Source organism: Flavobacterium sp. MFBS3-15 (genome assembly GCF_026107645.2).
Classification (GTDB): Bacteria; Bacteroidota; Bacteroidia; order Flavobacteriales; family Flavobacteriaceae; genus Flavobacterium.
Genome location: NZ_JAPCHV010000003.1, coordinates 59,835 through 85,849, shown reverse-complemented (window position 1 = coordinate 85,849; position 26,015 = coordinate 59,835). Strand labels below are relative to the sequence as shown.

The window sequence follows — 26,015 nt, the reverse complement described above, 5'->3', positions numbered from 1 at the left end:
GGCTACTTCTTTAAATCTTCATCAAGATAAGGCACCGTTCCAAACAATTCCCTTGCCTTAAAAATATCTTTATTCACCACAAGTAACCGGTACACATGGTCATTTTGTGCGGCATAATCGGGTATGTCATTCTGTATCGTCTTTATGCCATGGCTTTCCAATGTGAACCTGTAGGAAGTAAATACATCAAAAGACCGCGTAAAGGCCACCAGGTGCCAGTGCTGCATTTTCATTATATGGTTGTAATAATAATGTGTCGCCTCATGCTTATCTGTTGTGGAGAATAACGTCTCCCATACCTGCCCGCGTTGGTAAAAGTTCACCTCCCACCTGCCGTTCTTCATTTCCAGCCGATCGACTTCGTCATAAAGCTGTACACCAACGCCTTCAATGCTAAATCTGCCGCAGCCTTCGGCAATCAATGTATCGTGCAGTTCCTTTAGTTCCATTCTTGTGCAATCGCGTTATACAGCCCGGTCCTGAGCCGGTCCAGTTCGTTATTTTCTTCCATGCAAATTTTCCCATCCCTGTACAGGACCAGGTCGTTAAACGATCCTGCGCCGCCATAAAGGCTAATGATGTCCCTGTACACGGCAACATCGTCGCTGCTTTCAAGCCTGTCAGCAAATGCCTTAAAACTTTTGGCCCGGCCCGGCTCTCCCACTCCGGCCAGCAATTCGTAAATCTTTATGCAGTGTTCCTTTAGGCTCATGGGTTTTCAGTGAGTTTTCCCTCCCATAAAAAGGCGCTGTCGCCAATGATGCCGTCCAGGTAATCCGCAATCATTTTATGCCAGGTTTCATAATAGCCTAATTGTTGCGTGTGCCAATAGACGTTGAACAAGGCTTCAAAGTCAATGCCCTGCAGTTGATTCATCAACGATTTTACCGCATAGCGCTTACCCGATCGCTTGTTTTTATAAATAACCGCAGGCGGCGCCATATAGCCCCAGCGCATCCCGTAATTGTCAAAGTCGAACAGCAGTTCAGAATACCCGTTCTCAAATACGATCTCCTGCCTGTCGGCCGACTTCAGCCTGAAGCCATGCTTTACAAAGAAAACCCCAAAAACATTTTGGATTTCCGCCAGTTCGTCTTCGGGGTTAGATTTATAGTCCATAAGGATTATTTCTCGGCGCAGCCAATGCCGAAATTATTACAGCTTAAAGAAAAAGAATACAACGGCTGCCCACTCTTTCTTCACGCCGCTGGCACGGCCAATCGTGCTGTGGCTCCTGTCCTCTACCGTGCCGTCGCTTTTCACGTAGCCTATGGTGCTGTGGCTCCTGTTCTCTACCGTACCGTCGCTCTTTACATACCCTACGGTCGAGTGGCTCCTGTTCTCAATAGTGCCGTCGCTCTTAATGTAGCCTACAGTTGAGTGGCTCCTGTCTTCGATAGTGCCATCGCTCTTGATGTAGCCTACCGTTGAGTGGCTCCTGTCCTCAATGGTGCCGTCACTCTTAATGTAGCCCGCCGTGCTGCGGCTGCTGTCTTCTATAGTTTGTGCCTGTACAAAGGCTGTCCCGCCAAGGATGGCGATCAGTGTCAATAGTTTTTTCATTTTATATAGGTTATTGGTTATTTTTTATAGAATTTTCAAACCTTTAGGTTAGTACCATATTTGTCAGTGAAGCTTAGCATACTGTGCGGTCCGGAATTCCTGCCGTTAAAACCTTTCTCATTGATTATTTCATACATCTTCCGTATGTCGCCTACGGTATCGCGTTTTGTGATGCTCATTACGGCATCGTCCTTCAGGTTGGCCTTCGCAACGGATTTCAGAAAGAACGGCTGGCCTTTAATCAGGGCTTTATAATCCTTAAATGCCAATCGCATGAATGGGCTTGCCTCAGGCCCGAGAAGCTCGGCCTTCTGTAGGTTGCTCCAGGGCACAAAGGCATTGCGCAGTGCCTGCTGGTTGATAAAAATCCCGTCGTTGGTCACCCCGAAAGAGGGATTTTTAAGGTCGTTCTTAAAGCGGCCGTAAACATAAAAAAGCGCAAATGCGATAGCGAAAAAGCCTCCCCATGCATATACTTGTGCCGGCCACCCCACGTCGGTTATGTAACTTATATCTCTATTTCTCAACGAGGTAACCATTGCCCTGCGGGTATATCCCCAAAAGAACAGCCTCGAAACTACAGCCGGGATAGCGCATATCAGCGAAATAATTATCATGTTACGGAGGCCCTTGTCAATATTTTTCCTGTTATGCCCGGCCTTTTCTATAAAGTTTAAGTTTTTCATTTGTACCTGTTCCCGATTGTTTATTAGTTATTTAATTTGTGGTTTTGGTATCAGCATTGAAAAATGAATTTTGCCGTCCTGCCTTCCGGACAGTCGAACAGATACCCGCACCCTCCGCCAAAGTTCATGGCTGTAGTGTGGTCGGGGCCTTCTTCCAGCTGGGCCACAAAGCGCATTTTGGCATTGCAGCATGTGCATTTTGGCGTTTCGTCACCCTGTATCCATGCCGGCTTTCCGTACAATTGTCCTAAAACATCCCGCCTGCGGCCCTGCCATTCTTCCCTCGCGTCATTGTAGTCTGTCTGGGCTACGGCAACGTTTTTAGCGCCATATTCGGTTTTCCTTAGCGCTACAGATGCATCTTCAGGATGGTAAAATTCTACATTTTCAGCGCTTGCAACCTGTACGGTGCCGTCGCCCCAGCATTCGTCGCAGTCGTACATGAAAATCATTTCGTACCCTATATCGGTCCTGATTTTTCCCTGGTATTGCAGTTCTTTCCCGCACAGGCACTTTGGCCATTCAGGTTCGCTTCCTCTTTCTCTCACAGGAAGCCCCCCAAAGCTTGTATCGTTCAGAAGGTCTCTGCCCTCCTCCTTTATCAATAATTGTATCATTGTGCTGTTTACTTATATAAAACCGGTATGGTGTTATACGACCCGTCTTCCTCAAACCCCTTTATCATCGCCATGCGCGCGGCCGTTTTAACCTCCTCATCAGGGTGGGACAGCCTGTCGCTGCCAAACCACTCTTTCCCGAAAGGCTTCACGCATACCAGCGCTACCTCTTCAATGTTAAGCTTTATACGCTTCGGCAGGCTTTTCGAAGCCATTGTGAGTAACGCCCCGAAAGGCGCATTGGCATCGTACTGCGAACTGTTGAAAAAGGTACCGGCTTCGTTGTTGGAATCATTGTCCCTGATTACCCATGTTTCTACATCAGAAGTGTTGAATTGCAGCGTAAGCGATTCGAACTTCTCTATCAGCGCCCTGAATTGCCCGTGCCTCAGGGCTATCTGGGTCACACTGTTGAGCAGTGCCATCATGTAGTGGTCCCTTACTTTGTAAAACGGCACAATGCTGTCAAATTCAACATAAAATTCCGCGCCTATGCCATTATGTGCCAATTCCTTATCATCGCGCTCGTTGGCATATATGTCCGAAAGGCCGTCGGTTATCACGATAGTGGTATTTTCGGTATAAATGACACGGAACTTCGCAGCGATGGTACCCGTTGTATATCCGGGCCAGTTGTGGTCGCGAAAACCGCCTAAGTTCAGGTACAGTATTTCATCATGCAATGTGCCTGCCGACCTGAAAAAGTCATGGCGAAGGCGTATCGCTTCGGCAATGGCTTCTTTCCTTTTGGCGTATTCCGGATCAAGGGCTATAGCATTATTTTCAATGCCGTGCAGGCCATGCTCCGGGAATGCCGGTTCGGTTTGTACCGTCAGCACGTCATTTTCCAGGCGGAACCAAATGCGCTGCAACTGATTGCCAAGCGCTACATTAAGCAGGTCCAGTCCCATTCCGTAAAAGGAACTGAGCGAAAAAATCTTATTTTCAAACGCTATGCTGTAGCTGCCTGCGATACTGACTTTATCCGCCTGTTCTGTAAACTCACCCATGCCCTCCGCTTTCTTAAAAGCACCCTGGTCGGTTACCCCTTCCGCCTTTTCAAGAATCCTTTCTTCCAACATGCCGATAAGGTCGGCTACGCCATATACCTGCATGGCCACAGGCTCGTCTTTTATAAAAGTAAACCGTACCTGCGTATTTCCCGGCAGGTCGTCATAAAGGTCCCCAAGATCTATGGTACTGCGCAACTCGTCTGTGGCATTGTTCAGTTTTCTTAATTCTTCATCTAACGCCTTCCGCTCCTGAGGAGGAAGATTACTGTACGGACTGTATTTTTTACCGTCTTTTGTGTAGTATATCCCACTTTGCTGACCGCCATAGGTACCTTTGGTCACATCGACATGATAAACTTTCCCGGCTTCCAGATACGGGCTGTAGGCTTCGCCAATGGTGCGCATCAGTTCCTGCTTAGTAGCATCCATTTTTTGTGTGTGAATTTATAGGTAAGAGTATAACTGTTAATTTTCGTTAAAGATAATAATTGCCCGCACATTGCAAACAGAAAATGAAAATTTGGAGGGGTTTGGAATAATTTCGTAACAATCGGGTGAACGTTTGTAAATACTGCCCTCCAACTTTACGAAGTGCGGTACAAAACAATTTCATCCCCGCTTGCAGATGCCTCCCCCAACACCTACCTTTGCACAACTTCCAATGGAAAAGCAAAAACACCCCATCTACAACCTTCAGTTCGGCCTGGTATGCCTTAGCTCACTGCTGTTCTCGGCCAGCTTCAATATGCTTATACCCGAGATGCCGGCCTACCTCAGCAGCCTTGGCGGCGCCGAATATAAAGGCCTCATCGTGGCACTGTTCACGCTTACCGCAGGTATATCGCGCCCCTTCAGCGGGCGGCTTACCGATACTGTGGGCCGCGTGCCCATCATGGCATTCGGGTCGGTGGTATGCTTCGTGTGCGGATTTTTATACCCAGTGCTCACATCCGTTGCAGGCTTCCTGTTCCTCAGGCTCCTCCACGGGTTTTCTACCGGCTTTAAGCCAACAGCCACCGCGGCCTATGTTGCCGACATTGCCCCTCCCGACCGCCTGGGCGAAGCCATGGGCATCCACGGGCTGTGCTTCAGTACCGGCCTGGCGATAGGCCCGGCCATTGGCGGCTACATCGGGCTGCATTTCTCGCTCGACATACTGTTTTACTGCTCGTCGGCCTTTGCGCTGCTGTCCATCCTCATCCTGATGAACATGAAGGAAACACTGCACAACAGCCGCAAATTCCGTCCCTCGCTGCTCAAAATATCGAGGCACGACATCATAGCCATAGAGGTGCTGCCCGCAGGCATTGTCACCTTTATGTCCTACGCCGGCTACGGCGCACTGCTCACCCTGATACCCGACTGGACCGCCCACCTGGGCATTGCCAACAAGGGGATGTTCTTCATGGTGTTTACCCTAGCCTCGCTGGCCATCCGCTTCATTGCCGGAAAGGCCTCCGACCGTTACGGGCGCACCCGCGTCATCACCATAGGGCTGGCCGTGCTTTTCATTTCGCTATTGATCATCGGGTATGCCGACACGCCTGCCGGACTCATGACCGGAGCCGGGATATACGGCGTTGCATCGGGGGTGCTCTCCCCCGCCATCAATGCCTGGACCATCGACATGAGCCACCCCGACCACCGCGGCAAAGCCATGGCTACCATGTACATAGCCCTTGAGGCCGGCATTGGCCTGGGTGCACTCTTCGCAGGCTGGTACTATGCCGATATCATCAGCCGCATACCGGCCGTAATGTATGCTTCGGCAGCCGTAGTAGCGGCTTGCTTTGTGTATATGGTTGTGAGGAAGGGGAGGGTTAAATCGGTGTCATTATTAAAAAAATTACAATAAACATATTTAAAAATTAATTTAATAATTTATTAGATTAATAAAACCCCATTAATTATGTTAATTTTTTCATAAATAAATTGTGTGAGAAAGTATTAATTTTAGTTTTGATATAGCAATTGCGATAACTAGCTGATTATTAATATTTAAATTCAAATTTATGAAGTTACTTTTTTTAAGCACATTGTTGGCAAGTGCAGGAGTTTATCAAAACAACTATAATTCCGAACCACAGACAATACAGCATAAAGAGCAATTACCTGTCGATGAATGTTGTGAAAAGACAGTTCATGTTAGGGTCTGGATTGGGGAATATATGATGTATTTTTTTGGATCCGGCACAGCAAGGGGATGTGTCGAATCTGAAACACCAGACAATCCGGAAGCTCTTGAACTTGCTTGCAACCTGGCTACAAGAGGTGCAAACGCAGCCGCAGTAAGAGCGGTAGAGGAATCCATAGCAGAATACGAACATCGATAAAAATTAACCACTAATTATTATATACTATGAAAAAAATTATTGTATTCGGTGCCCTATTTGTGTGCGCCAGTGTATTTGCTTCAGGTACTGATGAGAAAGTTAAGAAAACTTCGGAAGTTTCTTCAAACACCGATACTATCGATGAATGTTGCAATAAAACAATCGAAATATCTGTCTTTGTTGAAGAATGGTATGTAGTTTTTAGCGCGTCGGGTACGGCCAGTGCATGCATAACATCTGAAACGAGGGATGATCCCCGAAATATGGAAATTGCCTGTGGCCTTGCAACCCGTGCCGCGACAACTTACGCAACCCGTGAAGTAGAACGGATGATTGAAGAGTACCCCCGATAAAACATGAGAGTATTATTATTTCTTTTATTAGGGTTTGCAACCTATTCTCAAACCATCACCGTTGCCTATCGGACCGATGTTATGGATTTGGATAAATATGGCAGCGTCCTGATAGCGACAAACGAACTTGTAACAAATCAATCTGAGAGTTTATATTTTACCAGAATGATAGATACTGTAGTAGTCACTGCAAATACAGATTATGTTCAGGACACCAGAGGATCTAAAAGCAGGGGGGCGATTATGTATAAAAATTTAAAAGAAAAATATGCATTTTATCCTGTTGAAACTAAAAATTTACTCAAAGATGAGAATTATAATACCGAATGGACCGTAACAAATGTAACCAAAACCATTTTGGGTTATAAATGCCAACAGGCCACCGGCTCATTTAGGGGGAGAAGTTATAAAGTTTACTTTACAAGCGAAATCCCCTACCGCAACGGCCCCTTTAAATTCGACGGTCTTCCGGGGTTAATATTGGAAGTTTCTTCAGATGACGGAACGGTACATATAATTGCAACACAGTTAAAAAACACTGATGAAACAATTGAAAAGCCATTCGGAAATTTAAAGTTCGAGGAAATAAATTGGCCCGACTACAGGAAAAAATACAAGCTCTTATTTGACAAAATCACTAATTACAGGCCTAACGCCGGAGAAGGAGTGGAAGCTTCATCATCCATCCCAAAACGGGGAATAGAATATTTGATAGATGATTAAACCTGGTAACATTGTAAGCTCTTTTATCTTATTACTGGCATGTCAATTAAATGGTCAAACCCTTGAAGGAACCGTTTCATCAGATGATGGGGCGGTTCCTTATGCTAATATACTTGTCCGGAAAAAAAGTGCCCCTGATATAATCATAAAATATACTATAACGGATGAGCAGGGTTCCTATTCAATGCTCCTTAATGTCCCCTCTGATTCATTGATACTGGAAGCCAATACAATAAATTTTGAATCTCAGGCAAAGAATATAAAAGCACCTTTGAAAGGTTCGAAATTGAAAATCGACTTTTTCCTGAAACCACAGATTACAACCCTTAAAGAGGTTGTAATTGAAAAACAAAAACCGGTAACTCAAGACAACGACACCATAACTTATAACCCTGATTTTTTTAAAGATGGCAGTGAAAAGGTTGTAGAGGATTTGTTGAGAAAATTGCCGGGCATACGAATACTGGAAAACGGCGAAATAAAATATAAAGGTAAAAGCATCCGCAAATTCCTTCTTGATGGTGACGACCTTTTTGACAAGCTTTACACCGTCGGGAGCAAAAATATAGATGTTAATATCATTGAAGCCGTCCAGGCCATTGAAAACTTTAATGAAAACCCTTTGCTGAAAGGACTCGTTAATTCTGAAGATGTAGCACTGAACCTAAAGTTGAAGAAAGGCGAATCGGATTTATCGGGTTCTGCAAAGCTTGGTTACGGCTACAGGGACAGGTACAAATCTTCTGTAACCGGCTTGCTCGTAAATCAAAAAATCAAGGGTTTCGTTGTCGGGGCCTACAATAATGCAGGCGTAAACAATAGCCCCTACGATTTTCAGTCGTCCATCCTGTCTGTCGAATCACTAACTGACGGTGAATTAGAAGCTAAAGAACTCATAGGGCAGGGTAATTTCTATTCACAGGTTGACGAAAAGTATCGTAACATCAATAGCAGCTTTTATTCCAGCGCAAACCTTCTTTACAAAATTACTCCAGCCATTACGGCAAAAGCGAATTTTGGGATATACGATGACAGGTTTACAAGGCGCAACGAATTAAACACCCAATATAAAATCGACGAGCAGGAGTTTTCATTGCGCCAAACCGAAGACCTGACCAAAAAGCCACGGCTTTACACAGGAGCGTTGTATATGGCGAACAAGCCAAAGGACAGCCTGGCCTGGGAATACAAAGGCAAGCTCAATTACCGCGAAACAGATTTCATGAGCCTCACGAACAACAATGGCATCTACCAGTTGAACAACATTAATTCAATTAACTTTTTTACAAGGCAGGATTTCAACCTTACAAGGAGACTCAGTGCTAAGGGGGCATTAAGCGCAAGTGCAGTGTACACAAGCGGCAGGGTACCACAAAGCTTTATCCTTACCCCTGGTGTAAATTTTGAGGAAGGCTTTGACGGCAGCATCGTACAAAACAATGAAGACAGCCGTTATGACAAGGATTTTTTCAGCACTACAGTTGATTACTTCCACAGTATATCAAAAGAGCTAAAATTAAAAGTAAACGTGGGATATTCACAAGCCAATACTTCGCTAAAATCAGCCCTGGCATCGCAGAGAGAAGATGTAACCACATTTACAAGCCCTGAATATCAGAATGACAACCAATACAATTACCGAGTATTTAATGCGTTTCCAAACATCAGCTACTTTAAGAAAAACAGTTTTGGCATAAATATCGGCGTCAATACACAGTATTTTAACCTTTCCTTGTCTGACAGGATAAGAACCGAAAACAATATTAAAACTGCAGAATGGGTTGTATCGCCACGATTAAAATTAAATTACATTTTAAATCCCAAGTCATCAATATTCACATCATATAATTATAGCCAGATAGCGCCCTCTGAAGATAATCTTTTCTCCGGGGTTATCTTAACAGGATACCGCAGCTTCAGGAACAACGAGCCGGACCTGAAATTCTTCAAAACCCATCAATATTCGTTAGGCTATAATTACCAGGACTTCTATAGCCTTACAAAAATGTCCCTGTCATTTTTTCATAACAGCCGCAAAAACAATTACTTCTATCGTAACCTTATTAGTGTTGAAAACACTATTTCAACAGCTTTCTTACTTGAAACCGGCAACAGGGATTATTCAATAAATTTTGAAGGTGAGAAATACGTCCATTTTTTGAGGACAACAATTCAATTGGAAAGCAATTACCTACTTTCATTCTACAAAAACATAGTGAACAATTCGGACTTAAGAAATGTTGAAGCCCAAACATTAACAATGGGACTGTCATTGCGGCCTGCTGCAATGGGAAATGTAAGCATTGAGAATAAAATCAATTATAGCAATAGTATATATTTACTAGAAGATACCCGGCAAAACAGTTTTAGCAGCCTCAAAGACATGTTTAAAATTGTGTATAAGATGTCGGATGTATTCAGGGCAAATGTTACCCTGAATTATATCGCTACAGATTTGTCCGTAGATAACAACTACACGTTTATCGACGCTGAACTGCAATTGACCTCAAAGAATAAGAAAATAGAATACTCATTGATAGGCCGTAACCTCACAAACAATCTTGAATTCAAAACCGTTTCAGCATCCGATTATTATAGAATGACTTCATCCCATAATCTTTTGGAACGGTATATATTAGGCTCCATTAGCTTTAGGTTTTAGCTAAAATATTTTTTTCTAAACCCATTCCGGTTTGTACAGCACTCCCCCTCCCCCGTAGGGGTGCCCGCCGCGGCGGGCGGGGTGGTTTCAAATTCCGAATCGAATAAAACTCTCCCCCTCCCCAAACTATCGAGAAACCGAAATTAATTCCCTAACGGGAAAACCAACCATCATGTCATTAATTCTACCGAAATTTAATCCCTACGGGATAATTTAGATGCTGATATTTCCCGTTAGGGAATATATTTTGGTAGAAAAATTTTACGCCGTACATTATTTTCCCGTAGGGAATTAATTTCGTTGGAGATGCACCCCGGGATAAATCCGGTTTATAACTCCCTGATTAGTTTTTTAACCTGCCTGTTGTTTTTAACCCGAAATAGGTATTTTTGTACGAATGCCAGCCAAAGCCCAATATCCGGCCTGATTGGCAAAATCTGAAATCTACAATCTACAATCTGAAATAGATGATGCAATGGGAACAGCTCCTGTCACTCAAGAGGCAGGGCGATACAAGCAAGCGCTTGCGAAAGGAACAGGACGATACCCGTCTCGGCTTTGAGGTGGATTACGACCGTATCATATTCTCCTCGGCCTTCCGCAGCCTGCAGGACAAAACGCAGGTAATACCGCTCTCCAAAACCGACTTCGTGCATACGCGCCTTACACACAGCCTCGAGGTCTCGGTGGTGGGGCGCTCGCTGGGCAGGCTCGTAGGCAAAAAGATCATCGAAAAGCACCCGTACCTCAGCGAAGTGCACGGCTACCACATGAACGACTTTGGCGCCATCGTGGCCGCTGCGGCACTGTCGCACGACATCGGCAACCCGCCCTTTGGGCATTCGGGCGAAAAAGCCATCGGCGAATATTTCAAGACCGGCAGGGGACAGCAATACAAAGGGCAGCTTACCGATAAAGAGTGGCAGGACCTCATCGATTTCGAAGGCAATGCCAACGGGTTCAACCTGCTCACGGCATCGCGCCCCGGCGTAGATGGCGGCCTGAGGCTGACGTATGCCACACTCGGTGCATTCATGAAATACCCTAAGGAGTCGCTACCCAAGAAACCGACAAGCAACATATCCGATAAAAAGTACGGCTTCTTCCAGTGCGATAAGGAATTCGTGCAGGATGTAGCGAAGGAACTGGGGATGATCCCCAACAAAACCGGCAGCGACATCGGCTACGAGCGCCACCCGCTGGCCTACCTGGTTGAAGCAGCCGACGACATCTGCTATACCATCATCGACTTTGAGGACGGCATCAACCTCGGCGTGATCCAGGAGGAGTTCGCCCTCGAATACCTAATCAAGTTGGTGAAGGACACTATCGACCGCGACAAATACAACACCCTTACCACCAAGGAAGACCGCCTGGGCTACCTGCGCGCACTGGCCATCGGCAGCCTGATAAGCGACGCGGTGAATGTATTCCTGGAAAATGAGGAGGCCATCCTTGCCGGCAAATACCCGCATGCGCTTACCGACCAGGGCAAATATACCGCCCAGATGAACGACATCATTAAACTGAGCGTAAAGAACATCTACCAAAGCCGCGAGGTGGTGGAAAAGGAAGTGATCGGCTACCGCATCATCGCTACCCTGCTGGATACCTTCTGCACGGCCTATAACAATAAGTTCGACGGCAACGGCGGCAACTACGACAACCTGGTACTGAAGCTCCTGCCCGAGAAGTTCGTCACCGAGAAAATGAGCCTCTACGACCGACTGCTGCACATCTGCCATTTTGTTTCGACGCTGACGGACGGCAAGGCGGTGCTGTTGTACAATACGATTACGGGAACCGCCCACTAAACCCAACGGGGAGAACTGATGATTGTACCTAATGGATCGTTGGGTATTGGATACGCGGGCTAATGAGTCCCGGGAGTGGAACGTAGTTTATAGCAAAAATGTAAAAGGGTACCAACAAAAGTTCCGTAAGAGCGACATATAAATTACGTAGAAATTGCCGGTTTTACTCTAAATCCCGGTTTTCGCCCAAACGTACCCTAAAATCCTATTGGCTATACCCTAAAATACCCCGGGAGGCAACCTAAAATCATCTCAGGCTTCCCTAAAGGGTATACTAAATACCCCTGTTTACCCCTTAAAATACCCCTGTTTCCATAAAATGGGCTGCCTCAAAAAGGAAAAACCTTCCCATCCGGGCACAAAAAAAATCCATCAGCAGCCAATGGCAATACTGATGGATCTGTATTTTGAAACGGTATTGTAAGTAGCCTAAAACGTATAGCTCAACCCTACGCCCAGCATCTGCTTCAGCTGGATTTTCGGGCCTACCTGCACTACAGTGCCGGCAACCTCCTCGGTGGCTTTCACATCGTCGTCGTAAATGATGTGCGTACCGATGTTGGCCTTCACATATTCATTAACCGTCATGTCAAGCTGCAGCTGCCAGTTTACATCCACATTCCCGAAATTGTTGATGTAATCCGTATAGAGCGTGAGCCTGTGGTCGAGGATGATGTTCTTGAATATCGGCCTTTTTATGTTATTGGTAAGCAGTATACCTACCTCGGTACGTGACTTTTTACCATGTTCGATAATGTTTCCTTCGGCATCCTTTTTAGCGGCATCCACCCCGAAGGCACCCTTATCGGCAAGGGTCTGGTTGAGCACAAGCGTCGTCTTGTTCGTCAGTGGCGAGAAGTAGGCGTTCAGCCCAATATCCTTGCGGATGTATTCGCTACCAACCCCCAGGAAAATGTAAGCCGGGGAAAAAGGCCCCGAAATTTCGTCGGTGGTGTTGGGGTACTGGTAACCGTTGGCAAACTGTGTCTGGAAGTTGAACTTGGCACTGTAGTACCAGTTCGAAACCGTGTCCCTGCGGTAGCCGAAGGTCGAGTTGAGCTGGATCTGGTCGTCAGTCTTGCGTGTCTCCTGACCTTCTTGGCTGTTAAGGCCATACTTCAGGATAAGCTCGTTATCCCAGTTCACGTTTTTGCGGTGGTAATTCCTTGCAAAACGGGCCTTGCCCAGTATCGACACCGAGTTGTTACCACCCACATTCCAGTTGACAAATGATATCTGGTTTACATCCAGGCCCAGTGCATTGGTGCGTTCCCAGTAGGTAATGGAATCAGGCAGCGTTGTCGTGATGAGTACCTGCGCTTTGGAAACTTGGGTAAATACAATAAACAACAGGGCTACAATGTAGGCTTTAATCTTCATTTGTAATAGACTTTTAGTGGAAATGCGGTGCAAAATTCGTCAATTTCAATAAGCTGAAAAAATATCTTGTAAGGAAATAACGTCAATACCACAATATTGTTTCAATTGTGCAACGGTTCCCTGTTCGATAAATGCATCCGGAACACCTAAAATGTTTATTTTCAACGAATAACCGTTAGTAGCCGAAAATGCCGCTATGCTGCTGCCAAAGCCTCCCGTAACAGCGCCGTCTTCTACGGTGATGACACTTTCATAAGTACTGAAAACCGTATGCAGCAGGGCTTCGTCCAGCGGCTTTACGAACCCGAAATCGTAATGCGAGAACAGCCCTGCATTTTGTGTTTTTGCCAATGCCTTTGCCACATCATTGCCAATAGTGCCTGTAGAAAGTATCGCTACTTTCGAGCCTTTTCGCAATTGGTGTGCTTTCCCTATCTCAATCTTTTCAAACGGCTTTTGCCAGTCGGTGCTTTCGCCCCTGCCGCGCGGGTAACGTATGGCTATGGGGTGGTCGGGGCCAAGCTGTGCCGTGTATAAAATATTGCGTAACGCCACTTCGTTCAGGGGCGCATAAATGATAAGGTTGGGGATGCAATTGAGGTACGCCAGGTCGAACACGCCGTGGTGTGTAGCGCCGTCTTCCCCTACCAGCCCGGCACGGTCCAGGCAGAAGATGACAGGCAGGTCCTGCAGCGCCACATCGTGTATCAGCTGGTCGTAAGCACGTTGCAGGAAGGTGGAGTAAATGTTGCAATATACCGTCATGCCCTGCGTGGCCATCCCTGCGGCGAGGGTTACAGCGTGCTGCTCTGCAATGCCCACGTCGATGGCCCTTTCGGGGAAAGCCTCCATCATGAACTTCATCGAACTGCCCGAGGGCATGGCGGGCGTGATGCCTATAATCTTTTCATTTTGTTCAGCAAGTTCTACCAGCGTCAGCCCGAAAACATCCTGGTATTTCGGCGGCAGGCCTTCGTCGGCTATGGCCAAAATTTCACCGGTCAGCTTGTCGAATTTGCCGGGCGCGTGGTACTTCACCTGGTCTTCTTCGGCCTGTTTCAGCCCTTTGCCCTTGGTGGTTATGATGTGCAGGAAGCGCGGGCCCTTCAGGGTTTTCTGGCGTTCCAGTTCTTTTAAAAGTGTCGGCAGGTCGTGCCCGTCTATCGGCCCGGAATAGTCGAAGTTGAGCGACCTGATCATGTTGTTGTCGCGGGGGTTGCGGCCTTCCTTTACCTCGGTCAGGTAGTTTTTCAGCGCGCCTACACTGGGGTCGATACCTATGGCGTTGTCGTTGAGTATCACGAGCAGGTTGGCATCGGTTACGCCCGCATGGTTCAGTCCCTCGAACGCCATGCCCGAAGCGATACTGGCATCGCCTATCACGGCAATGTGCACCTTGTGGTTATCACCTCTCAGCTTAGAGGCAATCGCCATGCCCAATGCCGCCGAAATGGAGGTACTGCTGTGGCCGGTGCCAAAGGTATCGTATTCGCTTTCGCTGCGTTTGGGGAACCCGCTGATACCCCCGAGCTGGCGGTTGGTATCGAAATTATCCTTACGGCCTGTAAGTATCTTGTGGCCGTATGCCTGATGGCCCACATCCCACACCAGCAGGTCTTCAGGGGTGTTAAACACATAATGCAGGGCAATGGTCAGTTCGGTCACGCCCAGGCTCGCGCCGAGGTGGCCTTCCTTTACCGATACGATGTCGATGATGAATTCGCGCAGTTCCTGTGCCAGTTGCGGCAGCTGTTGCGGGCTGAGTTTCCTCAGTTCGGATGGATACTGGATATGTGGGAGTAGTTCGCCTGCCATGTAGGCAAAATTACGATATTTGGATGGATTCGCATGCTGTCATTTCGACCGCAGCGCAGCGGAGTGGAGAAATCTCAACCTAATAACGAAAACATGAGATTTTTCGACTCCGCTGCGCTGCGCTCAAAATGACACGGAAATACGTTTACATTCAGATTTTCTTCCCCCACCGTCACTGCGAGGTACGAAGCAGTCTTTCCTTGCTTACCAAATTGAGATTTTTCGACTCCGCGGCGCTGCGATCAAAATGACACAGAATTCCGCCCTGCATTTGACGACTCTACGGGATAGTATCTATTCTGGTTAATCCGGTAAGATGGACCTCCTTGTTTTTGACAGGTACCGAATCTTTCTCAACTATAGGGGTGACTTCTCCAACAAGTGTATGCCTATCCAATCGTGGTGGTACAGGGTCGACCGCAACGGCACCGGTTAAATGGAATTCCGGCATTTTTACCTCAACAGAATTGGTTGAATCGCGTACGGCATTACCAAGCACATGCTTATCATTGCACGCGGGTTTTACGCTGTCAATTACTGTAGCTGTATTGTCCTGTTTTACTATCTGTATCTCCCCGATCGTCTGATTCTTGTCTTTGCAGCTGAATAGCGTTGTGCCCATCGTTAGGAGTAGCGCCAAAAGAAAGATATTCCTGAACTTCGTCTGCGAATACAGCACCCTTTCGGGGATGGTAATGGTGATAGTGTCCAGTTGGGTCGACTTAAACCGCCCACACACCTTTGTCCCACTGTTTTCGAGCAGGTAGCTTTGAATTTCCGATGCGCTCATGCCTGTAAAGTCGGTTACGGTTTTGGCGCAAAGCCCGCAGAAACGTCCCTGCTCATTGGGTGTCATCGCATTCCAGTCTTCGTGGCAGGGTTTTGGGATGGAGATGCGGTGGCTCATGGGTTGAATGCTGTGGTATCAATTACAATGGTATCGCCGGGAAATGTGATGGAATCTATCGGAAAATAAATACTGTCAGTCGGTGCCCAGATAGTGTCAATAGGGAGGTAAACATTGTCGCTATAAACAAGTGAATCGATGTTTGGGCCGAGACTATCGGCAACATTTGCTTCATTCAGGAAAGACGCATCGGTATCGTCGCAGCTCAGGAAAATCAGTCCGGAAACAAGCGAAAAAGCAATCAGGTAGTGTTTCATAATGGTATGGTTTGTAAAGGTATAACGCTGTACTTGTGGTAAATGATATGCTTCCTCGCAAATTTCATCTATAATCGTATTTTTGCCCTATGGAAAACATTTTCACCGACGAGTATTTCATGAAAAAAGCCTTTCAGGAGGCGCAGGCCGCCTTTGATAAGGGCGAAATACCCGTGGGAGCCGTCATCGTGGTAGATAACAAGGTCATTGCCCGTACCCATAACCTTACCGAAATGCTCAACGACGTGACTGCCCATGCCGAGATGCAGGGCATTACCTCGGCGGCCAATTTCCTGGGAGGGAAATACCTTACGGGCTGTACCCTCTACGTTACCCTCGAGCCCTGCCAGATGTGCGCCGGGGCCTTGTACTGGAGCCAGATTTCCAAAGTGGTTTTTGGCGCTGCGGATGACCAGCGCGGCTACCGTGCCATGGGAGGAAAACTACACCCGAAAACCGTAGTGAAAAGCGGTATCATGGAGGAAGAATGCGGTAACCTGGTTAAGGATTTTTTCAAGCAAAGGAGGAAGTAGCACGGACCGCGGGTCTGTCATTTTCACGCGCTCCGTCATTTAGCTTCGCTGAACCACTTCGTTAGGTTTCGACGATAGGAGAAATCTCAAGTGGAATAACGATATCCTGAGATCTTTCGACTCCGCTGCGCTGCGCTCAAAATGACAGAGAATCACGTTTTACATTCGTACTTTTTTTCAATACCGTCACTGCGAGGCACGAAGCAGTCTTTCCACATCCGCTTCACAATTGCGGTAATCTGAGATTTTTCGGCTCCGCTGCGCTGCGCTCAAAATGACAAAAAAGCACGTTTTTAATAGCGAAGTGTATTTCCGGCAGGAGTGTTACGTACCGTCACCCTCTGTCATCGCGAGGAAGCATGACGAAGCGACCTGAGAGGGCTGGGGTGAGGACTGATGGGAAAGAGTGGAAACACCTAAGCAATACTCTGAAAACCATCAAATTACATATTTAAGAAAATTTTTACTTTTCCTTATAAATATTCTGTAATTTTATTACAATATTTATAATGTGTTCTTAGTTATAGCGTCAGATAAGGACCACATAATTAATCCGTTAACCGAAAACCAAAACCAACCATGAAAACCATGAAACTGGTGCTGTACCTCACAGTTATCACACTGATCCTGCATTCCTGCTCCAAAAAATCAGGTAAAGATTTTGATTCAGACTTTACCCTATACAGGGAGTACATTTCCAGCTTTTCATCGGGTATCATTTCAACTAAGGCCGACATACAGGTGGGGCTTGCTTCCGCTAAAAAAGGATGGCAGGTGGGCCAGGAGATCGACGGCAATTACTTCTCGGTTTCCCCAAAGGTTGACGGCAAGGTATTTTTCCTCGAAGGCAATATTCTTGCCTTCCGCCCCACCAAAAGGCTGGAGCAGGACACCGAATATTATGTGACGCTGCACCTCTCCAAATTCATGAACGTGCCGGAAAACCTGGCCGATTTCAACTTTCGGGTAAAGACGCAAAAGCAGGACTTCCTTGTGGTTACCCGCGACCTGCAATCCTATAATCGTGACTGGCAGTACCTGAACGCGAACCTGAAATCCAGCGACTACCTCGACATGGCCATCGCCAAAAAGCTGGTAACAGCTGAACAGGAAGGCAAAAAACTGCCCGTACGCTTTGAAGGCAGCGCGGCAGGCGGCAGCGAGTTTGGCTTTGTCATCGACAGCATACAGCGCAAGGCCCACGACAGCAAGGTGAAAATCTTCTGGAACGGCAAGCCTTTCGACATAGAGACAGAAGGTTCGGACGAATTTGACATCCCCGGCAAGGATAACTTCAAGGTGCTGAATTTACAGGCCTCGGAGAGCGATAACCAAACACTGCTCATCAATTTTTCCGACCCTGTACGCCGCGACCAGGATTTTTCCGGGCTTGTGGCAGTACAGCATTTTCTTCAGGCAGGCGAGGAAAATGACACCGGCATAACCGTAGTGGACGACGTTAAAAACCTCAAATATGCTGTAGACGGCAACCTGCTGAAAGTGTTCTTCCCGGATCCGCTGAACGGGATGTATTCCATCGAGATATTCCAGGGCATTGAAAGCCAAGACGGCTTTAAAACCAAGGTTACCCACAAGGAAAATGTGGTATTCGAGCAGCTGAAGCCACAGGTAAAATTCCTGAAAAGCGGTACGATACTGCCGGCATCGAGCAACCTCAAAATCAACTTCCAGGCGGTCAACCTGAGCGCCGTGGATGTGAAGGTGTACCGCATATTCGAGAACAACGTGATGCAGTTCCTGCAGGACAATGAGATAGAAAGCGGCTATGGCCTGCGTAACGTCGCGCTTCCGGTAGCGAAAACCAAACTGGTGCTGAATACCAATAAAACGCTGAATTACGGCAAATGGAACTCTTTTGCGCTCGACCTTTCCAAGATAATCAAACCGGAACCGGGCGCAATCTACCACATCGAGATGTCGATGAAAAAGGCCTATTCGCTATACAAATGCGACGAAAGCGACACCTCACAGCAGAGCGAAGAGCCGGAAGAAGATGAGGAGGACGAAGAGGAAGACTTCTCGGTATACGACGACGGCGACAACGACTATTACTACTACGATTACGACTGGCAGGAGCGCGAAAACCCGTGCAGCAACTCATATTTTTACGACAGGCAGATCGAGACCAACGTACTGGCGAGCGACCTGGGCGTGATTGCCAAGAAGGGCAAAAACGACAGCTTTTTCTTTGCGGTGACCAGCATTACCACCACCCAACCGGAAGCGGGGGCAAGCGTGGAATTGTTCAATTACCAAAGGCAAAAACTCGCTTCTGGAACGACCAACAGTGAGGGGATACTCATGCTGAATTCGGACAAAAAGCCGTTTTTCGCCATCATTAAAAAAGGTACGAATACCACCTATGTAAAGCTTTCGGACGGCAACTCGCTTTCGCTGAGCAACTACGACGTGGACGGCACCGAACTGCAAAAAGGGCTCAAGGGCTACATCTATGGCGAGAGGGGCGTATGGCGCCCGGGTGATACCCTGTTCATTGGCTTTATCCTGAACGACAAGGAGGCCAAATTGCCGCCATCGCACCCGATAAAGCTGAAGCTGAGCGACCCGAATGGCAAGATGATGTACCAGGCCATGCAGACCTACGACCGTAAAAACCACTTTAAGTTCGTGGTCCCTACACAGCAGGCCGCGCCTACGGGCAACTGGGAGGCGATGGTATCGGTCGGTGGGGCGCATTTTTACAAATCGATCAAGATCGAGACCATCAAGCCCAACAGGCTGAAGATAAAGAACAGCCTGGAGGGGAAAACCATACTGGCATCGGCCCAAAATACGGGTACGGTACAGGTAGCATGGCTGCACGGCGCGGTGGCCAAAGACCTGAAACTGGAGATGCAGGCCAAATTCCTGAAGCAGAAAACGGAATTCAAAAACTACTTCAACTACGTGTTTGACGACCCTACCCAAAGTTTCAGCTCGGAAGAAGTGAATGTTTATTCCGGTAAAACGGACGGCAACGGTAATGCCACGGTAACACTCCAGCCACGCCTGGAGTCGCGTGCGCCGGGCATGCTGAAGGCAGCCATCATCACCAAAGCCTACGAAAAAGGCGGGGATGTAAGCACCGATGTGGTAACCGCAAGCTACTCGCCTTATGAAACGTATGTGGGGCTCAAAAAACCGCAGCCCAACAAATACGGCATGCTGGAAACAGGCAAATCCAACAGGTTTGAGGTGGCTACCGTAAACGACAAAGGACAGGCCAAAGCCGGGCGCAGGCTCGAGATAAAAATATATAAGGTAGACTGGCGCTGGTGGTGGGATGCCTCGAACGATGATGTGTCCAGCTACAGTTCGGCAACTTCGAATACGCCGGTATTTGCAAGGCAGATCGTTACTGATGGTTCCGGAAAAGGCAACTTCACCTTTACTGCCGACGAGGAGGAATGGGGCCGCTACCTGGTGCGTGTTACCGACTTGGAAGGGGGCCACTCTACAGGCGAAACGGTGCTTATCGACTACCCGTCGTGGTCCGGGCGTTCGCGTGGCAACGGCGGCGAAGAGGCGGCCATGCTGATGTTTGCCACCGACAAGGAGAAATATGCCGTAGGCGAAAAAGCCACGATATCATTCCCGTCGAGCGAGGGCGGCAGGGCCCTGGTATCGCTGGAAAACGGGTCGAAAGTAGTGAAAACCTACTGGGCTCCGACACAAAAAGAAGAAACGAAAGTAACCATCCCGATAACGCCGGATCTGGCACCGAATGTGTACATACACATCACGCTGATACAGCCGCACGCAACGACTTTGAACGACTCGCCGATACGCCTGTATGGCATCGTGCCGATAGAAGTGGTGGACAAAAATACAATACTGCAGCCGCAGATAACCATGCCCGCCGTATTGAAACCGGAGCAAAAAACCACGATAAAAGTGGGCGAGAATAACGGAAAGGCGATGACCTATACCATTGCCATTGTGGATGACGGGCTGCTTGACCTGACCCGCTTTAAGACCCCGAATGCGTGGGACAGCTTCTATGCAAAAGAGGCATTGGGCGTGAAAACATGGGACATTTATGACGACGTGATAGGCGCGTATGGCGGTCAGGTAAACCAGGTATTCAGCATTGGGGGTGACGCCGACATGGGCGGCGGCAAGGCCAAGAAGGCCAACCGTTTCAAGCCTGTCGTGATCTACCTTGGGCCGTATACCATTGGCGCAGGCCAGACCAGGGTACACGAAATTAAGCTGCCGAAATATGTAGGCTCGGTACGGACGATGGTGGTGGCCGCGAATGCCGACATGGATGCCTACGGCATGGCCGAAAAAACAACGCCGGTTCGCAGCCCGCTGATGCTCCTGGCCTCGCTTCCGAGGAAGGTAACGCCGAAGGAAAAAGTGACGCTTCCGGTAACCGTATTCGCCATGGAAAACCATGTGAAGAACGTGACCTTGCAGGTAAAGGCCAACAACGGTTTCAGGGTTATCGGCAAGTCGACACAAAGCGTAAGTTTTGCCAGGCCGGACGAGAAGGTGGCATACTTCGATTTGGAAGTGGCCGACCTTACAGGCATCGGTAAGGTAACCGTCACTGCGACATCGGGTAAGGAAAAGGCAAGCTACGATGTGGAGCTCGATATCATGAACCCGAACCCGGTTACGACCACCTATAAGGAAATCGTACTCGAACCGGGGCAGTCGGGCAGGATCGACTGGGCCTCGTTTGGCGTGGCCGGCAGCAACAAAGCCGGGCTGGAGGTGTCGTCGTTCCCGTCAATCGACTTCAACCGCAGGCTGGATTACCTGATACAGTACCCGCACGGCTGCGTGGAGCAAACCACATCGGGCGTGTTCCCGCAACTCTATCTGGCCGACATAGCCGATATTGACCTGGCGCGCAAAACCAAAATACAGAAGAACATTACAGCAGGAATACAAAAACTGTCACAATTCCAGGTAGCCGATGGCGGCTTTGCCTACTGGCCGGGACAGGGCAACCCGGACGACTGGGGCTCGAGCTACGCCGGACATTTCCTTGTGGAAGCTGAGAAGAAAGGCTATGCGCTGCCGCTGAACATGAAGAAACAATGGCTGCAATACCAGCAGAAAAACGCCAGGCAGTGGCGGTACGCCCAGGGTTACCACAACGATTTTGCGCAGGCCTACCGACTGTATACATTGGCATTGGCAGGTTCACCGGACCTGTCGTCCATGAACAGGCTGAGGGAAACGCATGGCATCTCGAACGAGTCGAAACTGAGGCTGGCCGCGGCCTACGCAATCGCCGGGCAGAAGAGCACGGGACAGTCGTTACTGAACCAAAGCGTATTGGAAGACGACAGCGAATACAGCTACTATTACTATGGATCGCCGGAGCGCAACCGTGCCATGGCACTGGAAACGCTCATCGTTTTGGGCCAAAAGGAAAAGGCCTTTGCGATGGCGAACAAGCTGGCACAGCAGATGTCATCCAACAAATGGATGAGCACGCAAACCACGGCCTACTGCCTGTATGCGATGTCGAAATTTGCACAGTCGAACGGGCCGAAAGGCATCGACATAACCTATACGAACAAAGGAAAAACGCAGGCAATCAAGACGAATAAAACCTTTGCCGACAGGGCCCTGGAGTTAAGCGCCAACAACAGCGTGACCCTCAGAAACAACAAGCAGGGTACACTATATGTGAAGGTGGTGTACAGCGGCATACTGCCTGTAGGCCAGGAGCAAACCGAAGAACGAGGCGTGAGGACCGGCATTGTGTTTAAGGACAGGGGCGGCAAGGTGATCAACCCGTCGTCGCTGGCGCAGGGTACGGAGTTTGTAGCCGAGGTGACTATAAGCAATACCAAGGGCGAAAGTGTGGATAATGTGGCGCTTACGCAGATCATCCCGTCGGGCTGGGAGATCGTGAACACGAGGTTTACCGACTTCGGCAGTTTTGCCGAGAACAAGGTAGATTATACCGACATCCGCGACGACAGGACGAACTTCTACTTCTCGCTGAAGCACAATGAGACAAAGGTGTTCCGCATCTTGCTCAACGCGTCCTACCCGGGCAGCTACTACCTGCCGGGCGTGCAGTGCGAGGCGATGTACGACAACTCGTTCCTGGCAAGGACTAAGGGGCAATGGGTACAGGTGGTGAAGTAAGATATTGAGTACCGTGTCATCCTTCTTTCTTGAAATGACACGGTGCTTTAATTATTTGTATATTTGATAATCAATGCAATTGTTATGGAAGCTTACAGATTAAGAGAAAAACTCCTAAGGGAAATTACTGACGCAGATGAGGTTTTGCTAAAAATTGTGGAAGATGCGATCGAAACATATCACCACACAAGGCTTCCAATAGCATCGGAACCGATGTCTATTGAGCAATACAACAGGGAATTAGATATTTCATTGGAACAAATAAAAAGCAATGATGTTTTTACCGAGGAGGAAGTAGATGAAATTATCAAAAGATGGGGAAAAAGATAGTATGGACACATAGAGCTTTACAAGAGCTGGGTGACATAATATGAATATATCTACAATACTACAAAATCCGTAAAGATAGCTAATAGCGTCATTGTTCAGGTTAAAAGATCATCTTTGATATTGAAAATCAGCCCTGAAATTTATCCTTTGGATATATATAAATCATTCAATGACGGAAGTATCCGCGCTTATGAGATTTTTCACTACAGGATATCTTACAAAATAGAAGAAGTTATGTACATTATCTCTGTGCGTCATACGAGTCGCGTTCCTAAGACTTATTAAATATCTTTTGATGAAAATCCCCCATTGGATTAAAGATAACAAGGCAAGGATTATCATAACCCTCATATTCCTAATCGCCTTCTACTTTTCCTTACCGCGAAAGCTGTTCGAAAACCCGTACTCCACGGTGATTGAAAGCGCGCAGGGCGACCTCCTTGCGGCTCGCATCGCAAAGGACGGGCAATGGCGTTTCCCGGCGCAGGACAGTGTGCCGTATAAGTTCCGGCAGTGCATTGTGCATTTTGAGGACCAGCATTTTTATTACCATCCGGGGTTTAATCCCGTGGCGATAGTAAAGGCCATGAAGCAAAACCATGATGCCGGAAAGGTGGTGCGCGGAGGCAGTACGCTCACGCAGCAGGTGATACGCCTTTCGCGCGAGGGCAAAGAACGCAGCTACCTCGAGAAGGTGGTGGAACTGATACTCGCCGCACGGCTCGAAACCCGCCACAGCAAGGATGAGATACTCGGCCTGTACGCCGCGCACGCTCCTTTTGGTGGCAATGTCGTGGGACTTGAAATGGCGGCGTGGCGCTACTTTGGCGTGCAGCCGCACCAGCTGTCGTGGGCAGAGAGTGCCACGCTGGCGGTATTGCCCAATGCTCCCGGGCTTATCTATCCGGGGCGCAACCAGCAGGAGCTTCGCGACAAGCGGGACAGGCTTTTGAAAAAGCTCTATGATGAAGCCATCATCGATAAGCAAACCTATGAGCTTTCGCTTCAGGAAGACCTGCCAGGCAAGCCTTTTGACCTGCCCCAAAGCGCACCGCATTTACTACAAAACATCGGCAGGAAAAAGGATGGCCAGCGCATAAAAACCACGATAAATACCAACCTGCAAAACCGCGTGAACCAGATAGCGGCACGCTATTACCAGGAATATAGGCAGACGGAAGTGTACAACCTCGCCATCATGGTGGTGGATGTGGAAACCCGCAACATTATTGCCTATGTGGGCAACGCGCCTACCGACCGCAACCACCAGAAAGACGTAGACATCATTCCCGCGCCGAGGAGTACGGGTAGCATACTGAAGCCATTGCTGTTTGCCTCGATGCTGGATGCCGGGGAAATTTTGCCGAACACACTGGTTGCCGACATCCCCACCCAGATTGCAGGTTACAGCCCCAAAAACCACGAGCTGACCTACGATGGTGCCGTGCCTGCGCAAAAAGCATTGTCACGCTCGCTGAACATCCCCTCGGTACTGATGCTGAAGGAGTTTGGCGTACCCCGTTTTTATGAGCAGCTGCAGCATTTCAGGTTGCGCGACATCAATAAGAGCCCCAACCATTACGGGCTGTCGCTTATTCTGGGCGGTGCGGAATCGAACCTTTGGGACCTGTGCCGCACCTACGCGGGGATGAGCGCCACGCTCAATTACTTCAATACCCACCAGGCCAAATACAGAACGAAAGAGTTTGCGGAACTGAACTGGGACAGCAGCGTGACCCGCGAATTTGGCAGGGAGGTGTACAACAAGCCCGAGCTGGGTGCAGGGGCAATATGGCTGACTTATAATGCCATGAAGGAAGTGAACCGCCCGCAGGCCGATGAGGCATGGCGCTTTTACGACTCTTCACTGGAGATTGCCTGGAAAACAGGAACTAGCTTTGGCAGCCGCGATGCGTGGGCCATTGGCACCAATCCGAGATATGTCGTGGGCGTGTGGGTAGGCAATGCATCCGGCGAAGGCAGGCCCTCTCTTACGGGTGTGGGCAGCGCGGCGCCTATACTTTTTGATGTATTCAACCTATTGCCGAAGCAGCAATGGTTTGCCACACCCTACAACGATCTTGAAGAAGCCGAAGTGTGTAGCATGAGCGGGCATTTGGCAGGCGAGCATTGCCCAACGGTTAAGCAATGGATCCCGCTGAACGGCAGGAAAACCACTGCCTGCACCAACCACAAGACCGTGCACCTCGACCAGGCAGGCTACCGGGTAAACAGCAGCTGCGAAAGTGTGGACAACATGGTAACCAAAACGTGGTTTGTACTGCCGCCGGTGCAGGAATGGTATTACCGGAAAATACACATGGATTATATCACCCTGCCGCCATTCCGCAGTGATTGCGAAGGTCAGGGCGGAACATACATGGATTTCATTTACCCGAAAGAGGATGGCAAAATTTACCTCGCCAAAGACTTTAACGGGGTGGTACAGCCCGTAATCCTGAAAGCGGCACACACATCTGCGGATGCCCGGCTGTTTTGGTATCTCGGGAATAAATATCTGGGCGAGACCCATACTTTCCATGAAATGCCGGTAGGGGCTGCCACAGGGAGCTACGTTATTACGGTAATCGATGAGGCTGGTAATGAGATACGCAGGAACGTGGAGATTGTGAGGGAATAGCACCCACACTATCCCTCTATTTCAGGAATTTTTTCTTGTCGGCCAACACGAATTCCTTCGACTTCATAGGGTATTGTGCGTAGCTTTTATCGCTCGGGTTCTCAATGACCGATTTGATCGTGATCCTATCGCCAATCTTGAATTTGCTTTCCACCATGCGGTAGTCCAGCAGGTATTCGCCGCAATGGTAGTTGCCTGCATCGTCTTTTTCTATGGTGCCGGTATAAATGGCTTTATCTTCTTTGGACAT

At 48.4% G+C, this 26,015-nt stretch carries 22 protein-coding genes; 10 read left to right on the top strand and 12 right to left on the bottom strand.

Annotated elements, in window-relative coordinates:
- Window positions 1-2 precede the first annotated feature (2 nt).
- From OGH69_RS04030 to OGH69_RS04000, 7 genes are read right to left on the bottom strand one after another with little or no spacing between them, the layout of a single operon-like run.
- Window positions 3-449 carry a hypothetical protein gene (locus OGH69_RS04030; protein WP_265173163.1) on the bottom strand — a complete coding sequence of 149 codons (447 nt, stop codon included), beginning with the start codon at window positions 447-449 and terminating at the stop codon, window positions 3-5.
- Complete coding sequence (locus OGH69_RS04025) at window positions 440-712, bottom strand: DUF6966 domain-containing protein (RefSeq protein WP_265173162.1); 273 nt, start codon at window positions 710-712, stop codon at window positions 440-442. The genes OGH69_RS04030 and OGH69_RS04025 overlap by 10 nt, the downstream gene beginning before the upstream one ends.
- Window positions 709-1,119 carry a hypothetical protein gene (locus OGH69_RS04020; RefSeq protein ID WP_265173161.1) on the bottom strand — a complete coding sequence of 137 codons (411 nt, stop codon included), beginning with the start codon at window positions 1,117-1,119 and terminating at the stop codon, window positions 709-711. The genes OGH69_RS04025 and OGH69_RS04020 overlap by 4 nt, the downstream gene beginning before the upstream one ends.
- 36 nt (window positions 1,120-1,155) lie before the next feature.
- A complete protein-coding gene (locus OGH69_RS04015) occupies window positions 1,156-1,563 on the bottom strand; it encodes a 5-fold beta-flower protein (RefSeq protein WP_265173160.1) in 408 nt (135 codons plus the stop codon).
- Window positions 1,564-1,598: 35 nt separating this feature from the next.
- Window positions 1,599-2,249: a hypothetical protein gene (locus OGH69_RS04010; protein ID WP_265173159.1), complete on the bottom strand. Its 651-nt coding sequence runs from the start codon at window positions 2,247-2,249 to the stop codon at window positions 1,599-1,601.
- Between the two features lie 50 nt (window positions 2,250-2,299).
- Window positions 2,300-2,866 (bottom strand): hypothetical protein, encoded by a 567-nt coding sequence (locus tag OGH69_RS04005; RefSeq protein ID WP_265173158.1) that lies wholly within the window; start codon window positions 2,864-2,866, stop codon window positions 2,300-2,302.
- 8 nt (window positions 2,867-2,874) lie between these two features.
- Window positions 2,875-4,308: a hypothetical protein gene (locus tag OGH69_RS04000; RefSeq protein ID WP_265173157.1), complete on the bottom strand. Its 1,434-nt coding sequence runs from the start codon at window positions 4,306-4,308 to the stop codon at window positions 2,875-2,877.
- A 232-nt stretch (window positions 4,309-4,540) separates the two neighbouring features.
- Here OGH69_RS04000 and OGH69_RS03995 point away from each other — a divergent pair, with 232 nt between their 5' ends.
- The 6 genes from OGH69_RS03995 (at window position 4,541) to dgt (ending at window position 11,764) form a co-directional block, all read left to right on the top strand.
- Entirely contained in the window at window positions 4,541-5,734 is a 1,194-nt protein-coding gene (locus OGH69_RS03995) for an MFS transporter (protein WP_265173156.1), read from the top strand.
- A 157-nt stretch (window positions 5,735-5,891) separates the two neighbouring features.
- Entirely contained in the window at window positions 5,892-6,212 is a 321-nt protein-coding gene (locus tag OGH69_RS03990; protein ID WP_265173155.1) for a hypothetical protein, read from the top strand.
- A 26-nt stretch (window positions 6,213-6,238) separates the two neighbouring features.
- Window positions 6,239-6,565, top strand: coding sequence for a hypothetical protein (locus OGH69_RS03985; protein WP_265173154.1), 327 nt, complete (start codon window positions 6,239-6,241; stop codon window positions 6,563-6,565).
- A gap of 3 nt (window positions 6,566-6,568) precedes the next feature.
- Complete coding sequence (locus OGH69_RS03980) at window positions 6,569-7,288, top strand: GLPGLI family protein (RefSeq protein WP_265173153.1); 720 nt, start codon at window positions 6,569-6,571, stop codon at window positions 7,286-7,288.
- Complete coding sequence (locus OGH69_RS03975) at window positions 7,281-9,950, top strand: TonB-dependent receptor (RefSeq protein WP_265173152.1); 2,670 nt, start codon at window positions 7,281-7,283, stop codon at window positions 9,948-9,950. Before OGH69_RS03980 ends, OGH69_RS03975 begins: the two co-directional genes overlap by 8 nt.
- A gap of 470 nt (window positions 9,951-10,420) precedes the next feature.
- Complete coding sequence (gene dgt / locus OGH69_RS03970) at window positions 10,421-11,764, top strand: dGTP triphosphohydrolase (protein WP_265173355.1); 1,344 nt, start codon at window positions 10,421-10,423, stop codon at window positions 11,762-11,764.
- Between the two features lie 429 nt (window positions 11,765-12,193).
- Here the strand turns inward: dgt and OGH69_RS03965 are convergent, their stop codons facing one another.
- The 4 genes from OGH69_RS03965 to OGH69_RS03950 form a co-directional block, all read right to left on the bottom strand.
- Window positions 12,194-13,144 carry a DUF3078 domain-containing protein gene (locus tag OGH69_RS03965; protein ID WP_265173151.1) on the bottom strand — a complete coding sequence of 317 codons (951 nt, stop codon included), beginning with the start codon at window positions 13,142-13,144 and terminating at the stop codon, window positions 12,194-12,196.
- 45 nt (window positions 13,145-13,189) lie between these two features.
- Window positions 13,190-14,959 carry a 1-deoxy-D-xylulose-5-phosphate synthase gene (locus tag OGH69_RS03960; protein ID WP_265173150.1) on the bottom strand — a complete coding sequence of 590 codons (1,770 nt, stop codon included), beginning with the start codon at window positions 14,957-14,959 and terminating at the stop codon, window positions 13,190-13,192.
- 280 nt (window positions 14,960-15,239) lie between these two features.
- A complete protein-coding gene (locus OGH69_RS03955; protein WP_265173149.1) occupies window positions 15,240-15,866 on the bottom strand; it encodes a hypothetical protein in 627 nt (208 codons plus the stop codon).
- Window positions 15,863-16,123, bottom strand: coding sequence for a hypothetical protein (locus OGH69_RS03950; protein WP_265173148.1), 261 nt, complete (start codon window positions 16,121-16,123; stop codon window positions 15,863-15,865). The genes OGH69_RS03955 and OGH69_RS03950 overlap by 4 nt, the downstream gene beginning before the upstream one ends.
- A gap of 89 nt (window positions 16,124-16,212) precedes the next feature.
- Between OGH69_RS03950 and OGH69_RS03945 the strand changes: the two genes are divergently transcribed.
- The 4 genes from OGH69_RS03945 (at window position 16,213) to pbpC (ending at window position 25,765) form a co-directional block, all read left to right on the top strand.
- A complete protein-coding gene (locus OGH69_RS03945) occupies window positions 16,213-16,656 on the top strand; it encodes a nucleoside deaminase (RefSeq protein WP_265173147.1) in 444 nt (147 codons plus the stop codon).
- A 579-nt stretch (window positions 16,657-17,235) separates the two neighbouring features.
- Window positions 17,236-22,794 carry an alpha-2-macroglobulin family protein gene (locus tag OGH69_RS03940; protein WP_372339329.1) on the top strand — a complete coding sequence of 1,853 codons (5,559 nt, stop codon included), beginning with the start codon at window positions 17,236-17,238 and terminating at the stop codon, window positions 22,792-22,794.
- 84 nt (window positions 22,795-22,878) lie between these two features.
- Entirely contained in the window at window positions 22,879-23,124 is a 246-nt protein-coding gene (locus OGH69_RS03935; RefSeq protein WP_265173146.1) for a hypothetical protein, read from the top strand.
- A 295-nt stretch (window positions 23,125-23,419) separates the two neighbouring features.
- Window positions 23,420-25,765 (top strand): penicillin-binding protein 1C, encoded by a 2,346-nt coding sequence (pbpC, locus tag OGH69_RS03930; RefSeq protein ID WP_265173145.1) that lies wholly within the window; start codon window positions 23,420-23,422, stop codon window positions 25,763-25,765.
- A gap of 16 nt (window positions 25,766-25,781) precedes the next feature.
- On the opposite strand, the gene OGH69_RS03925 is transcribed toward pbpC, so the two are convergent.
- Window positions 25,782-26,015 carry a hypothetical protein gene (locus OGH69_RS03925; RefSeq protein ID WP_265173144.1) on the bottom strand — a complete coding sequence of 78 codons (234 nt, stop codon included), beginning with the start codon at window positions 26,013-26,015 and terminating at the stop codon, window positions 25,782-25,784.

Bases quoted from the DNA above. Each gene is read 5' to 3' on its own strand.
- OGH69_RS04030 (WP_265173163.1), bottom strand. From the start codon at position 449: ATGGAACTAAAGGAACTGCACGATACATTGATTGCCGAAGGCTGCGGC.
- OGH69_RS04025 (WP_265173162.1), bottom strand. From the start codon at position 712: ATGAGCCTAAAGGAACACTGCATAAAGATTTACGAATTGCTGGCCGGA.
- OGH69_RS04020 (WP_265173161.1), bottom strand. From the start codon at position 1,119: ATGGACTATAAATCTAACCCCGAAGACGAACTGGCGGAAATCCAAAAT.
- OGH69_RS04015 (WP_265173160.1), bottom strand. From the start codon at position 1,563: ATGAAAAAACTATTGACACTGATCGCCATCCTTGGCGGGACAGCCTTT.
- OGH69_RS04010 (WP_265173159.1), bottom strand. From the start codon at position 2,249: ATGAAAAACTTAAACTTTATAGAAAAGGCCGGGCATAACAGGAAAAAT.
- OGH69_RS04005 (WP_265173158.1), bottom strand. From the start codon at position 2,866: ATGATACAATTATTGATAAAGGAGGAGGGCAGAGACCTTCTGAACGAT.
- OGH69_RS04000 (WP_265173157.1), bottom strand. From the start codon at position 4,308: ATGGATGCTACTAAGCAGGAACTGATGCGCACCATTGGCGAAGCCTAC.
- OGH69_RS03995 (WP_265173156.1), top strand. From the start codon at position 4,541: ATGGAAAAGCAAAAACACCCCATCTACAACCTTCAGTTCGGCCTGGTA.
- OGH69_RS03990 (WP_265173155.1), top strand. From the start codon at position 5,892: ATGAAGTTACTTTTTTTAAGCACATTGTTGGCAAGTGCAGGAGTTTAT.
- OGH69_RS03985 (WP_265173154.1), top strand. From the start codon at position 6,239: ATGAAAAAAATTATTGTATTCGGTGCCCTATTTGTGTGCGCCAGTGTA.
- OGH69_RS03980 (WP_265173153.1), top strand. From the start codon at position 6,569: ATGAGAGTATTATTATTTCTTTTATTAGGGTTTGCAACCTATTCTCAA.
- OGH69_RS03975 (WP_265173152.1), top strand. From the start codon at position 7,281: ATGATTAAACCTGGTAACATTGTAAGCTCTTTTATCTTATTACTGGCA.
- dgt (WP_265173355.1), top strand. From the start codon at position 10,421: ATGCAATGGGAACAGCTCCTGTCACTCAAGAGGCAGGGCGATACAAGC.
- OGH69_RS03965 (WP_265173151.1), bottom strand. From the start codon at position 13,144: ATGAAGATTAAAGCCTACATTGTAGCCCTGTTGTTTATTGTATTTACC.
- OGH69_RS03960 (WP_265173150.1), bottom strand. From the start codon at position 14,959: ATGGCAGGCGAACTACTCCCACATATCCAGTATCCATCCGAACTGAGG.
- OGH69_RS03955 (WP_265173149.1), bottom strand. From the start codon at position 15,866: ATGAGCCACCGCATCTCCATCCCAAAACCCTGCCACGAAGACTGGAAT.
- OGH69_RS03950 (WP_265173148.1), bottom strand. From the start codon at position 16,123: ATGAAACACTACCTGATTGCTTTTTCGCTTGTTTCCGGACTGATTTTC.
- OGH69_RS03945 (WP_265173147.1), top strand. From the start codon at position 16,213: ATGGAAAACATTTTCACCGACGAGTATTTCATGAAAAAAGCCTTTCAG.
- OGH69_RS03940 (WP_372339329.1), top strand. From the start codon at position 17,236: ATGAAAACCATGAAACTGGTGCTGTACCTCACAGTTATCACACTGATC.
- OGH69_RS03935 (WP_265173146.1), top strand. From the start codon at position 22,879: ATGGAAGCTTACAGATTAAGAGAAAAACTCCTAAGGGAAATTACTGAC.
- pbpC (WP_265173145.1), top strand. From the start codon at position 23,420: ATGAAAATCCCCCATTGGATTAAAGATAACAAGGCAAGGATTATCATA.
- OGH69_RS03925 (WP_265173144.1), bottom strand. From the start codon at position 26,015: ATGTCCAAAGAAGATAAAGCCATTTATACCGGCACCATAGAAAAAGAC.